Source organism: Bacillus cereus group sp. MYBK101-2 (genome assembly GCF_051918845.1).
Taxonomy (GTDB): domain Bacteria; phylum Bacillota; class Bacilli; order Bacillales; family Bacillaceae_G; genus Bacillus_A; species Bacillus_A paranthracis.
This window is the reverse complement of sequence record NZ_JBQAIE010000002.1, coordinates 92033-106194: the sequence shown is the minus strand read 5'-3', so window position 1 is coordinate 106194 and position 14162 is coordinate 92033. Positions and strand designations below refer to the sequence as shown.

Below are 14162 nucleotides of genomic sequence, written 5' to 3'. Positions count from 1 at the left end.
ACTTTTTAATCCGAAATCACTTTCACATACATCCCTCTCACCGCTTTTTCATAAGCGACCTCACTCATCTTCCTTATGTTTTTTGAAACAACAGACGAGTAAATAACTTCACCTGCACGAAGTAACGGCGGATCAATAAGACGTACTTTATTTTTCTGATACAAATCATAATCGTTTTTATCTTCTTTTACTTTTACATTCGGATGGACCTTGCTTAATAAAACATGTACTTCTGGATCATTACATTGCTGCAATTTCAAAATAAGCTCATCATCTTCAAGAAGGAAATCATCTGCATGAATAACCTTTTTATGAAGAGCTAACTTTAACGTTTTCGCTAACATATCGTTTCCGTAAATATTCATTGGTTTCATAAAGAAATCAATTACTTCTTTGTAATACGTTTCTGTAAACCATTCTGCCATTTCGACACTTTGAACAACCATTTTCCCATCTACAGCGATGACATCTTCTAAAAAACTGTGAACTTCTTCTAAAGAAACATACCCATATGTATACATATCTCGTAATGTATAATCCACTCTGTCTGCGCATAATTCTGGTGCTGACCTCTCGAGTAACGTCCATTTCGAATCATCTAACAAAATATCTTCATAGTTATAACCATACTTCGCAAGAATCGCTGGAATTTCTGAGTTTTTCACAACAGAACTAAATATCTCTTCATGATAACTTTCATTTCTATTATCAAAAACGTAATCAATCACATGAGAAAAAGCAGTATGTGATACGTCATGCAGTAAACCTGCAATTTGTTCTTCTACTGAACCACCGAGTTTCTTCACTAACAACATAACGCCAACTGAATGATCAAAGCGCGTTACATTCCATTTCTCATTTATTAAATAGCTTGCGCCAGCTTGATGAATGCCTTTCAGCCTTTGCACAGACTTACTTAAAATTAATTCTTCTAACACTTGATCCACTTCAAGTTCTCCGTATAGTACATCTGATATGATCAATTGTAATCCCCCTTTATCTCAGCCGTCTCTTATAATCATACCTCTTTTATAAAATCGAAACTAATTAATATTTTAAATCTAAATATATCGATATTAAATTATAAATATTGTATATTATACATGTCTGTTATTTGTTTTAATTCATTTATTTTTATTGAGTGCTCCTTATATGGAGCCTTTTTTTATTTGTAAAAATAGAGAGCCATTAGCTCTCTATTACATAAATTTATTCAAACGTAACCTCCACCCGCACAATCTCCGACCTACTTCCAAGTCTAAGCGGTGGTCCCCAAAATCCGAAACCAGAAGAAACAATTGCGTGGAATGCACCTTTTTGTACGTATCCCCAGTCTAGTTCGTACATTCTTCTCGTTACAATATGGTTTGGTGCCATTTGTCCGCGGTGCGTGTGACCGGATAATAGTAAATCTACGCCAGCATCCGCTGCTTGTTTTAACTCAAAGGGTTGGTGATCCATTGCGATAACTGGCATCGTTTTATCTACCGTACTCATAAGATTTTCAAAACTTTGGCGGTCTCGTTCTGTTTTATCTCTTCTTCCAACGAGATAAAAGGCATCTTCAATGGTAATCACTTCATCTAACAAAATACGAATATCGATCTTATCCATCTCTTGTAAAAATTCTGGAACTGCTCGTCCGTAATATTCGTGATTTCCTAACACACCATATACGCCTAGTGGAGCTGTCATTTGTTTCATAATATGTCCCATATTTTTTTGAATGAACACACCTGGATGATCATCGATAATATCACCTGGCAGTAAAATAATATCAGGCTCCATTTCATTTACATGACGAACAAGCCTTTTCAAATGCGAAACGCCAGATAATTTACCGAAATGCATATCAGAAGCCATCGCAATGCGTAAACTTTTACGTCCCTCTACTTTTTTCGGGATGTGCACCTCGTACTTTCTAACTACTGGGCTATATGCGTTGAATACTCCGTACGCAAAGATAAAAATAAATGCAGCTAATACAGCCGCTCCTGTCCAAATAATTGCCGCTTCTTTCTCTACTGAAAACTGTAAAAGAAAGACTGTAATATTTGCTAACGGCAATAACATAAGCGCGTATTGTATAACCGCAAACCAAATTGAACCTATCGTTCGTAGGAAAGGCAAAAACTTAAACACTTGCACGAGAATGTACGCATACGAAATGAAGCCAACTATGAAAGCGTAATATCCCCAAGACTCCCAGCCAAATACCGCATGAAGCCAAACCCAGCCGTTCCAGCCAATGTAAAACATAAGTAGTGTGTATATAATTAATATCGTAAATATATTGAGATAACGAAGATTCTTCACAACTAGCCTCCTTATTCATTTCTTCTATTATATCTTGTTATGCACTTATAACGTAAATAATAAGCACAGCAATCTTCACAATAAAAACCTCTAACTGCTAGATGCAAACCTAACAATTAGAGGTGCAATTCAAAACAAAAGGCTATATAGAAGGAGCTGTCATATGGTTTGAATACTTCAAAGAACGCAAATCATTTTTCGCATCGTTATTTAGAAGCAACAGCACATTATCATTCCAGAAAAAGTTCCTAACGTTCATCATGGGGGAACTAGAAAAAAAATTAAACACAAATACATCCGTAAATAAAAACATTGATACACACATCGTCTTAAAGTTTTTAGGAACAGCTGTCATGGGCATTTTGGAATCTTACGTATTGGATGAGATTGATAATGATGTTGAGTACGTTGCGACGCAAGTTGGGGAATTGATGAAGAGGAATATATAACGGTTATGAAAAAATGCACCCAGATTGTTGGGTGCACTTTTTATATTTACCACCTCACATATTAATTGTATCAACATAATACAGCCTATCATCCATCTGAAAATACATAACAGATCCGCGGCTATAATAAGCAACAAATTGAATCGGTTCTCCTAGTTCATTACGAAGATTCACATCATGCACATGATTATTATTTAAATCATAAACAACCAACTTTTTATCTTGCGTAATAAATACTACTTTGTCCTGAGCAACCGCAAAACTTTCCGACCGTATTTCCTTAATTACATTTATTTCATTCCAAGACATATGAAATTTTTTATCTTTCATTTGAACTAAAGGAAATTCTGAATAATAGAGCCAAACGTCTCCATCTAGCACATTTATTGCATAACAATCAGCTATATAAGATATTTATAAAAAAGAAAAGCCGATATCAGCTCTTCTTTCTACAAATTATTTTTCATTTAATTTTCACCATTCATTTCCTCTGCTGTCCCAGGTTAAAATTCTTTTAGTTTTTTTTTCAATATCTCTAGTTTTTTCTTCATATAAATATCCCTTTTTACTAAAAAATATGTTTTACACCCACCTATAGGAATATATTGCTCCAATGCTATTTGTCATCATAGAGTGTAAATGAATTAGCGGGGAATTGTTGTGTAAAATTAGAAGTATTGAGTTGTTCTATTGGTTCTTGAGATGTTTGTTTCATGTGTCGTTTTTCAAATGCTAATGTCTTCGTGCGTTCTACACCATTGACAAGATCTTTCACTTTCGTAAAGAGGGATGTAAAAATGTCGTTAAATCAACACTTTTACATCCCTTATTTTCATAACTCTTTTAGACTTGTAAAATGTTTCGTATTTCTTCTATGCGTAAATTTGTAAACTTTGCAATATCTTCTATCAACATTCCATTTTTACTCATACCACGAATGAGTTGTATTTTCCCCTCTTCAATCCCTTCCTTACGGGCATGTGCATACTTTGCTGCCTCATCCATCAGAGCTTTTTCCCTTGCTTCATACGCTTGTCGAAAAGAAGAATCTTGACTCATACGTTCCCATTTATTCATTGCTTTTTGTAAAATCGGATCTTGGTTCATTGCAATATCCTCCAATGTTTGGGTTAATTGTTCATCTTCATTCGCTGGGAGTAATAATAACCAACGAACAAATGAATCCTCCCAGGGATTTACTTGTTCATTCCGCCACTGTTGCATAAGTTTTGGAAGCTCTACAATATGAACTTCAATATCATCACTCAATACTTTCTGTTGCTGTTGATTCCATAGGATTCCTATTGTATGGAATGCTTCATATTCAAGAAACATAACGAAATTCAACAAATTAATCGTGATGGTTTTCCGAAGAGAACTATACGGCATTCCCTTTTGAAGTTGGGATGTGTATAACCTTCCCCAGTAATACAAACTGCGCTTAATCATGTTGTGAGCATTATTCAACTGAATTTCAATATTTACTTTCGTACCTGTATCTAATGTAACTAAAATATCTAATATCGATAATTTATCTTCTTCATGTTCTCGATGCAAATGTGGATCTTCTAATTGTAACGCAACAATTGGCGATTTTAAAGAATCTCGTAACATTGCGTTTAAAAAAGCAATTAGAATGTCTTCATTTCCACTTGTACCAAATAATTGTTTAAAAGCGAAATCAATTCGTAAATTTACTAATTGTTGATTGGACATGGGTTTTCCTCTCCCCATCTCATAAGATGCTTTTCTTTTATTGTACATAAAACAGTGATACACATGCAAACGGGTTCTTATGTAAATATATAAGAGCCTGTTTATAGCAACATACAATAAAAAATCAGATTATAGAAGTAATAAGTTATTCAAAATTAAAAAGTGTATCCCAAAATCAAACTATTTGTTTAGATTTTGAAATACACCGAATCGACTTTACTTTTCTTTTTCAAAAATACCAGCTAAAAACAAACTAATTCCTAAAAAAACGAATATCACTATATTAATTTTGTAACCCAAGAGCGACATATATGAAGTAAAACTTATTAGAATGTTGCCGCTATAGATTTTGTTTCTTTTCCATTCTCTACAACTTTCACACTCGTACGGTTTCCAAATCCATCGTATGTGTAAGATTTACTTGTTCCGTTTGGTAGTGCTTCATTTAATAATTGGTTAATCGGGGCGTATACAAAATTTGTTTCTGTTACTTTTCCGCCCGCACCTTCATGTTTAATTTTCGTACGGGTACCTGATTGATCATATTCATAGCGTTCAGAAAGTAGAATACTATTTGATGTACCTACTACTAAATCTTTAAGTTTATTTGCATGGTCATAGTTGAAGGTAGAACCTGAACCATTACCAGCTGTATACGTACGAACATTTCCTTGATCGTCATAATCAAAGCGATACGTTTGCGAGCCATCTGTCTATATAAAGAAAGAAGGTGTCTCCAAAAGAGCATTTTTAATGACCTTTTGAATCACCTTCTTCAGCAATTTTTTTCTCCTTAACCACTTGAATTACCTTTTCTATACTGTCTGCTACAAGCACGGGAGTCCACATTCCCTCTCCATGTTCAGCAGTGTACACCGCACACTCTATATCTTTAGTATCTACAAAAATAGGATCTCCTATATATGAATCTAAGCCAATTACAATCCAACCTTCTTGCCAAGATCCTTCTTCATCACTTATTAAACTTTCCCCACCATTGGTAATACGGAACCCAATCTGTCCTTCTTCTATTTCTTCGCTATTAAATAACTCTATTGTAATTTCTTCTCCGTCGCAATCTAACTCAATTTCATTATCTTCTAAACAATTTACACACTCTAAAAGCTGTTTTATTTTATTATGATACTCCAAGAAAAACATCCTTTCTCATTCTACTAATAACTTAAAGTAATAATCAGTGAAGAAAATCCCCACTGATTATTACTTTACACTAAAATTTTACAAATTAATTTTCTTCAAACCTAAACTCTTTTCTCCAGCTGAATTTCGTTTTAATTGTACCACCTTATTCGTTCATTAAATTTACTTATATTCGTATTGCCTCTTCTAATAATAAATCTAACCATTCTTCCATGGTTCCTAGATCTCTTAAAACTTTCTTACTTCTTAAATGTAATTCTAATACTCTATTCTCTTCGCTAATAGCATATATTGTGCCCAAATCCATTGAATCTGCAAAGACAAAATATGAATCAGGAATTTTTTAGACGCATATAGTTGTTGAAAGCTATACAAATCAAACGGTTGAAAATATTCTTCCTCATCAGAAAGACCACCAATTTTCGGCTGCCCTTCTATACGAACTAAATTTGCCAAAAAGCTTCCGTTCATAAGAGATAGTAGATATTTATATGGTTCTGGAAATACAGTTTCCATCTCATCTTCAAATACTTGAATTTCTTCTTTACTAAGGGGCGAGTTCACCACATTCATCCAATTAACTTTATCTATATTTCCAAACACCCTAGTTCCAGTTCTTACAGTTTTTTTATCCTTTCCATATACGGGTTCCAGTTTTTTTATAATTATATTTTGCATACTTCAAACTCCTTTTATCCATATCTCCTTCAAAACGATAAACTTTTATACCCATAGGCCAACTAGTGACTCACCTACTTTTTCCACCATGAAGACTTAAATGTTCTTTACGTGTGACAAACCTGATATTATTAGGATTTCCAGCATATTTAGGATATGCTTTAACACTTTTAATATGTTTACTGCCTTTGAAGTGCTAAGGCATTTAAAATAAAAAATGCAGCCCAAAATTAAACTACCTGTTTAAATTTTGAGCTGCACCGTATCTACAAATTATATTTAATTTATAAAATTTTTTCATGAAAAAGCTGTATTAATTTTTATTATCTTTCACCTGCATGTACAAATTCGCCATACAAAGTTATTTCTCGATTTTCATAATAAAGATCAATAATCTCAGCAGGAGAAAATACATGTTTTTCAATACATTCTTCCAATTTAAATATAGTAGCATCTATCGCCTCATGATAAAAACTTAAAAATACTATACCATCTTTATAAAATAAACTATCTTCAACAACATTTGATAATTCAAATTCTGATATATTAGTAAAGTTAATTTTTACTTTTTTCACATGACATGTTTCTTTGAAATTTACTGATTCATCCAAAATTATTTCTATCCCTTTTTGGATTGGACTGCTTTTTAAAGCATGTAATATATTTCGAGCCCCCTCTATATCAAATTTTAATACCAAATCAGATATTTCACCGACTAAGCTTAATTCTAGCTCTTCATCATCGAATAATTCAATATACTCTTGTAAGTTTTCTTTTGTATATGTTTGCACTTCTAATATTATCATTTCTTTTTCCCTTTCTTTGAACTATATCTAACATGTACATTTTTCTTAACAACTCCATTTTTCTTTAAAAATTCAAAATGTACATGAGGAAAACCATGTTGACCTGTTATATCATTTTTCTTTGCCCTAAACTGTCTAGTACCATCTGCACTTCTCCATTTTCCAGCACTTATTTTCACATGATTATCACCTAAAAATTTCCGTTTTTGCTGATTAATATTACTTGGAGTGATAGCTCTTCTTTTTTCAAAAATCTGCTTAGTATATCCTCTTACGGCACGATCATTTACAAAACCAACAGCTTTTTTAGCTGCTTTAACTCTTCCACCGCCAACAAATCCAATGGCACCTGCGGCCACAATTCCTTTCCAATTTGAACCTGATTTATATGCCTTATATCCATCATGCATTGCAAATCCTGCATTAATTGCAAACCAAGCTACATGACCATCAGGATCAACTTTCATTACAGGATTATTGTCCACATAAGTGTATCCATTCATCGTAACCGGATCATCTTCATCACCCGGATCTGGATCTACCGATAAGAACACACCATGCTCTGGATTATAATAACGCGCAATCAGATAATACACACCAATCTCTTTATCATACATGTATCCCGCATATCCAAATGGATTGTCTGCTGCGATACCTTTCGTATCGCTCTTTAATACGTTACCCCATGAATCATATTCATACGTTGCTACAACTTCTTTATCCTGATTCGTCATCGCAACTACGTCACCACGAGGGTTATAGTGGTAGTATAACGTTTGTCCTTTTGATTTCATCGCTAGGCGTGTGCCACTTGTTGAGTATACATATTGGCGAAGAACATTTCCACTAGCGTCTGTCTCATATAATGGATTAATGCTGTCTCCATCATAGAAATAACGTGTTACTTGGCCATTTACACTCTTTTCAATACGACGATTATCCTCATCATATTTATAAGTCGCAAATGCATTGCTTTCACCTTGTTTTGTAATTGCTACAAGTTGGTCGTCTTCATTCCATGTATACTTGTACTTTCCATCTGATGTACGATTTCCATTCGCATCATACGTTAACGATTCGTTTCCGAATTTTACAAGCTGATTTCCGTCATTAAACGTTGCCGCTATAGATTTTGTTTCTTTTCCATTCTCTACAACTTTCACACTTGTACGGTTACCAAATCCATCATATGTGTATGATTTAGTTGTTCCGTTTGGTAGTGCTTCATTTAATAATTGGTTAATCGGGTCATATACAAAGTTTGTTTCTGTTACTTTTCCGCCCGCACCTTCATGTTTAATTTTCGTACGGTTACCTGCTTGGTCATATTCATATCGTTCAGAAAGTAGAATACTGTTTGATGTACCTACTACTAGGTCTTTAATTTTGTTCGCATGGTCATAGTTAAAGGTAGAACCTGAACCATTACCAGCTGTATACGTACGAACATTTCCTTGATCGTCATAATCAAATCGATACGTTTGCGAGCCGTCTGTCACACGAATGTTTTGATCTAACGTGTTGTAGTCATACGATACTTTATTTGTGTATCCACCTTGCGTTACTGTTTGTTCTTTTAGTTTTTCTGTCTTACTGTTTGCTTTGTCATGATACGCCCAGTCAATTTTTCCGCCTCGGCTATCCGTTGCACTTGTGACACGGTCAGCCTTATCGTATGTTTTCGTGCGTTCTACACCATTGACATGGTCTTTCACTTTCGTAACTTGTCCATTTGGATCACGTTCGAATGTAAATGAATCTTTTCCGTTGCGCTTTTCACCAACGACACGATCTGCTGTATCATATACAGATTCTAGAATAGAGCCGTTTGGCATTTTTGTTTTAATCTTGTTTGCATTTTCATCGTACGTATTTTCAATACGACGGTTTAACGCATCGATATATACTGTATTTTTATTATCTACATCATATTCATATTTGTGTGTTTGCGTTTTCCCACCAAACATGACAGATTTCTCTGTTGTGTTTCCATTATGATCATAACGATAATTTACAGAAGTACCATTTTTCAATGTAACTTTTGTTAATAGATTATCTTTATTGTAATCATATAGTTTTGTATTTCCTTTTTCATCTGTTTCGCTCTTTTTATTTCCTGATGCATCATATGTGAATGTATTCTTCTGGCCTTCTTCATCATACGTCGCAACAACATTTCCGTCGTTGTCATACTCGTTTTTAATAAGAGCGTTTCCTTCTAGTAAACGAATATTATCAAACCAAACTTTTCCTTTATTCTCTCTTCTAAATAGAAGGTAGATTTCCATACGTTTAATTGGCTTCGTGGCAGGGATGACAACCGCACTACGGTTCCAATCATTTGTACCACTTGGGAATTTCGCTTGATAGTTCGCACCAGTACCATCTTGATAATACACATCTGCCCAAATAGAGTAATCTCTTGAGAGCTTATCTGGTGCGGTATTTTCTACATTTTGAGATTTAGACATTCCTGTTAACGTAATTGGTTCTGCTTTTTTCTGATTTATAGTGATATGCTTGCCATATCCTACATCTGAACCACCATATTGGCTACGCTCTAATACAATAGATGAATGTCCCGTAAAGCTCTCTTGCTGAGAAACATCTTTTGGATCACAGCTTGTTCCATCTCCTCGAATCCATCCTGGAATACAACCTTTTTCCGTCATATTCTCTAAACTACTATTTTCAATTGGGTTAAAACTAGAAGAAACTTCACCTTTTTCTAGTTGAATCTTATCAAACCAGACTGAACCACTTGTAGCAGAACCGCCATTTTCTACTTGTAAATAGATTTTTACTTTTCTCGTTTGTTCTGTTGTTTTAAAAGTAACTTGACGATTAACCCAATCCCTCGTTCCTTGAACTTTATTGTGACGAGTATCATGCCATCCACCATCTACACCAGCACCGTTTTCATTTAATAACTGTACATTGAAGAAAGCAGCACCATTGGCTAAATCCGTCTTCATCATACCGCTTAACGTATACGTTGTATTTGGCTCTAACGTTACTTCTTGAATTGCAGCAGTATAGCCCCAATCATTATTCGTTGCTTTCGTTGTAATCTTAAGTGATGACTCTCCTCCAAGGCCACCTGGTGCCGGTGTTGCATCTTTTGTAATAGATCCGGAATTATTCACATTTACTGGTACCCATTTTTCCGTACCATTCATTTCAAAGCTTGGATTTTGAATCAGGTTTTCTCCTGTTCCTAGCTCTCTAGTTGTTGCAATTGGATTTCCAAACTGATCATACTGCATGAAAGATGATGTATTTGCGGCTTGGTCAGTTTCAGACACTTCTGTATTCGCTGCTTTATAAGCAACTGTTGTTTCACGATTTTCGTTATCTGTCGCTTTTATAAGCCCGTTGTCTTTATTGTACTCAAACTTTTCTGTTCCCATTTCATCAGTAACAGAAGTTACATTCCCATTACCATCATAGGTCGCTGTTTCTGTTTGATTTTTAGGAGTGATTGTTTTTACTAAATTGTTTGCATTATATTCATACGATGTCGTTAAATTTAGACGTCCCACATCTTCAACTGTTTTCACTGGATTTCCAGCATCGTTATACGTATAAACGGTCTTACGTCCTTTAGGATTCGTTAACGTAACTTCCTTCGAACCTGTATTATATGCTAATGTCGTAGCTTTCCCTAATGGATCCGTCACTTTTACTAATCTATCATTCTCATATGCATACGATGTTTTATATGGTTTGGCATCTGTATGTTGCGGGTCATAGATAGATGTTAGTACTCCATTATCATATCCGTATTTATATACTTTTCCTTCTGGTGTTGTAGAAGAAACGAGTAAATCGCCATTATAATTAAATGTAAGGGTCTTGTTATCTGGACCGATTACTCTTGCTGCTTTTTTATTATTTCCATCATATTGTACGACTAACTCTTTGCCAGAAGCATTTTTCACTTTTGATAAACGTGATTCACCATCATACTCATATGTCGTCGTATTTCCGTATTTATCTTTTGTATACTGGATACGACCTTGTGCATCTCCAGATTTATAGAAAGTAACCGTTTGGTCTTTATCTTTTATTTCATATCCGCCTGATACTTGTTTAATTTCTAAATATATACCAGTAGGGGCTTGATACGTATTATCTCCCGTTCTAGTAAAAGTAATATTTGCGCCATCGGCAGAAATTAATAGTAAGTTTCCATTTCCTTCAGCCAAAATTCTTTCTTCTAATCCACTAGACCAACCTGTACCAAATAAACCTACTTTTTTACTTTGGCTATTATACGTTCTTTCCACTGATACATCCGGTCCGCGCCCTGATAACGTAATATCTTTTTCACTCATGATAAAGTTACCATTTGTAGCATTTACTTTACCATTTAGTACCGGAACTGATGCCCAGTAATCAAACATCCCTATAAACCCAAAATCTTGAGCAAATTTAGGTACAAATTCATGCGAAATTTCACTTTCAGCATGCCCTACTTTACTATACGCTGTTACACGGAACCAATAATTTTTAAAGCCAGCATAAATTCCGCCAGAATTCTTATACACAGGTGATGGATCAACTGCTAATTCTGCACCTTTTTTATCATGATGAAGTAAATATTGGCCTTTTGCAATTTCATCTTTCGTTGGCCAAATTTTCTCGTTTTGTGTTGTCCAGTTAGTCTTATCTCCTACATCGAACGCTTCATAATCTTTTCCGTTATATACCCAAACTTTATAGCCGGATGCCGCTGGGACCGCATCCCACTTTAATGTGACATATCCCGTTTCCTTATCTGTCGCATTAATATAAGCTGAACCATCTGGCTTTTTCACTTGCTCTAACGGAATAAATGGAACGACTCCATCCGAAAGCGGACTTTCACCAAATGGATACTCTGCTACAATACGAAACCAGTAGCTACTTCTTCCACTATAATCTCCGTACGGACCGCCTGCTTGATAAGCATTTTTATATATTTGTCCTGGGTTAGTAGGTGCTTCTGCCCCTTTTCCGTCATCATGTATCCAGTATCGTCCTTGTGCAATCTCTTCTGGCGTCGGGAATATTTTTTTGTCTTTCGTCGTCCAGCTTGTCACATTCCCAACTGAAATATATTCATAGTCATATCCGTTAAAAATAGCTACTTTATACTCGGTTGCCCCTGGGACCGGATCCCATTGTAGATTGAAGTGACCTGAACCACTCCCGCTCCCATTTGAGTAAGCTTGTACTCTCGGTATATTTGGTTTTGCGTAAGAATATTTTACTTCTAAGTACGGTGCATTTCCTCCGTTTTCAGCTGCAATAAACTTTTTCCAATGGTTTTGTCCATTTCCGTTTGTATGTAGCTTAAAGCCGTTATTTTGCTTTGTGCCTTCCACCCATGCTTTTACTGTATTTGTTACGTTAAATTTTGCCCATTGTCCTCTTGTTACATCGGCATGCGCAATATTTGCAGAGTTCGGTTTATTATTCCAGTTCACTCCGCCAACATTCCAACTACCTGTCACTTCATCTAACCAAACACCATTTGGTTGATTCGCATAATAATGCCAAACTGTATAGGCATGGAATGTTGCACCTTCAATCTTTGCACCTTTTAAATCTGAAACATTCGGTTTAACAAATGCAAAGTTTGTTCCAGATGAGCCATCATAATACCCAACTTTTAACGTGTAAGCATTTTGACCTGAATCCCAAAGTTTTCCTCCTGAATAATTGACAGTTGGATAGGCACTTGCAGCGTATGCATTTTCAAAGTTACCTAGTTCAACAGAAGGATCTACATATACTGGATATTTTCGCTCTGGTGCTTGTAACCACTGCGGGTCTGCAGTAACAGTTAATGTATATGTCTTTTCATCTTTCTTCTCAATAGTGTAACGAACCGCATCTGACGTTACAGCCTCACCTGATTGTTGATCCACATTTGAATCATTCATATACGGTTTCGGTAATGTGAATACTTTTTCTTTTTTCTCATTTTGGAAGTCGATAGAACCATCTTCCTGTAAGCTCGGTGTTAAATCTGTTTCTAATGCAAACGTAAAAATATGATGTCCTGTATATTCACGTAATACAAAATCTTCTTTTACATTTTCGTTAAACGTTGTACTCTTTAAATCAATATTTGGAAAAATCCCTTTATACCATACTGTATTCTTTTCATGTGTTGCAGTTACTGGTGATGGCTTCACTTCACCTTTTTCACCATTTGCACTCATTAATTTGTACTGAATGGTATGATCTTTTACTTTAAATTGAACGTACTTTCCATCTTGTGTTGTTTTCTCGAACTCTGGTTCTAATGTTGTATTTTCCGTTACAATCTTTGCGTTAGGTGCTTCTACTAATTTCGGTGAAACCTCTTCTAACTTTCCATTCTTTTCAATATGAATCGGTTCCGTATATACCTTTTTCGTATACGTACCATCATTATTATCGAAAACTTTCTCTGTTTCCGTTCTTTCTTCTACAATCTCAGTCGGACTCGCCTGTGCCTTAGTCTTATCCTTCTTTAATTGATCTGGATGTGGATCTGGTAATTCCTTTTCTTCTTTCTTTTCCACTTCTGGACTTTGTTCTGAATTTGGAGATGGTGTAAACGGTGGTGCCGTTTCCGCCAATCCATTGAGTGGTATGGAGGTAACAATTAATGCAACTACGATAAGTTGGATTAAATACCTATACCATTTCTTTGCTCCCATAAACTCACCTCGCTGAAATGTTTTTAACATATATAATGTTACATATCACAATGTAAACAAATGAAAGAGTAAAGTAAATATCGTTTTAAAGTTTTGAAGATTTTGTGCACAAAATCCGACATTTTAACAACAATTTTATAATTCTTATTCACAGATTATTAACCTCATATTATAATATAATATTTATTATATTTTAGATTGAAATGAAGTTTATCTGGCCCCTTATCCAAAGAGGCAATACTTTATCTACCTCTATCCCATTAATGAATCTCACAACAAAAAGGCACACAACCCATTCACAAAAGTGACCGTTGTGCGCCTTTATTTTCTCACTCTATTTC

At 35.0% G+C, this 14162-nt stretch carries 7 protein-coding genes and 3 pseudogenes; 1 reads left to right on the top strand and 9 read right to left on the bottom strand.

Going from position 1 to position 14162, the window contains the following annotated elements:
• Positions 1-5 precede the first annotated feature (5 nt).
• Positions 6-983 carry an HD domain-containing protein gene (locus ACTFSI_RS05795; protein ID WP_044792683.1) on the bottom strand — a complete coding sequence of 326 codons (978 nt, stop codon included), beginning with the start codon at positions 981-983 and terminating at the stop codon, positions 6-8.
• 226 nt (positions 984-1209) lie between these two features.
• Entirely contained in the window at positions 1210-2316 is a 1107-nt protein-coding gene (locus ACTFSI_RS05790) for a metallophosphoesterase (protein ID WP_070805454.1), read from the bottom strand.
• A 122-nt stretch (positions 2317-2438) separates the two neighbouring features.
• On the opposite strand from ACTFSI_RS05790, the gene ACTFSI_RS05785 reads away from it, so the two are divergent.
• Complete coding sequence (locus ACTFSI_RS05785) at positions 2439-2765, top strand: TetR-like C-terminal domain-containing protein (RefSeq protein ID WP_265153352.1); 327 nt, start codon at positions 2439-2441, stop codon at positions 2763-2765.
• 54 nt (positions 2766-2819) lie between these two features.
• Here the strand turns inward: ACTFSI_RS05785 and ACTFSI_RS05780 are convergent.
• From ACTFSI_RS05780 to ACTFSI_RS05750, 7 genes and pseudogenes are all read right to left on the bottom strand, one after another.
• A pseudogene (locus tag ACTFSI_RS05780) lies at positions 2820-3170 on the bottom strand (hypothetical protein); the annotation flags it as partial.
• Between the two features lie 438 nt (positions 3171-3608).
• Entirely contained in the window at positions 3609-4481 is an 873-nt protein-coding gene (locus tag ACTFSI_RS05775; RefSeq protein WP_429690287.1) for an Rpn family recombination-promoting nuclease/putative transposase, read from the bottom strand.
• 329 nt (positions 4482-4810) lie between these two features.
• A pseudogene (locus ACTFSI_RS05770) lies at positions 4811-5194 on the bottom strand (hypothetical protein); the annotation flags it as partial.
• Positions 5195-5231: 37 nt separating this feature from the next.
• Entirely contained in the window at positions 5232-5642 is a 411-nt protein-coding gene (locus ACTFSI_RS05765; protein ID WP_396021602.1) for a hypothetical protein, read from the bottom strand.
• Positions 5643-5808: 166 nt separating this feature from the next.
• A pseudogene (locus ACTFSI_RS05760) lies at positions 5809-6320 on the bottom strand (SMI1/KNR4 family protein).
• 323 nt (positions 6321-6643) lie between these two features.
• Positions 6644-7126: a hypothetical protein gene (locus tag ACTFSI_RS05755; RefSeq protein ID WP_101168250.1), complete on the bottom strand. Its 483-nt coding sequence runs from the start codon at positions 7124-7126 to the stop codon at positions 6644-6646.
• Positions 7123-13821 carry a DNRLRE domain-containing protein gene (locus ACTFSI_RS05750; protein WP_440045269.1) on the bottom strand — a complete coding sequence of 2233 codons (6699 nt, stop codon included), beginning with the start codon at positions 13819-13821 and terminating at the stop codon, positions 7123-7125. The genes ACTFSI_RS05755 and ACTFSI_RS05750 overlap by 4 nt, the downstream gene beginning before the upstream one ends.
• Positions 13822-14162: the final 341 nt, after the last annotated feature.

Bases quoted from the DNA above. Each gene is read 5' to 3' on its own strand.
- ACTFSI_RS05755 (WP_101168250.1), bottom strand. From the start codon at position 7,126: ATGATAATATTAGAAGTGCAAACATATACAAAAGAAAACTTACAAGAG.
- ACTFSI_RS05775 (WP_429690287.1), bottom strand. From the start codon at position 4,481: ATGTCCAATCAACAATTAGTAAATTTACGAATTGATTTCGCTTTTAAA.
- ACTFSI_RS05750 (WP_440045269.1), bottom strand. From the start codon at position 13,821: ATGGGAGCAAAGAAATGGTATAGGTATTTAATCCAACTTATCGTAGTT.
- ACTFSI_RS05765 (WP_396021602.1), bottom strand. From the start codon at position 5,642: ATGTTTTTCTTGGAGTATCATAATAAAATAAAACAGCTTTTAGAGTGT.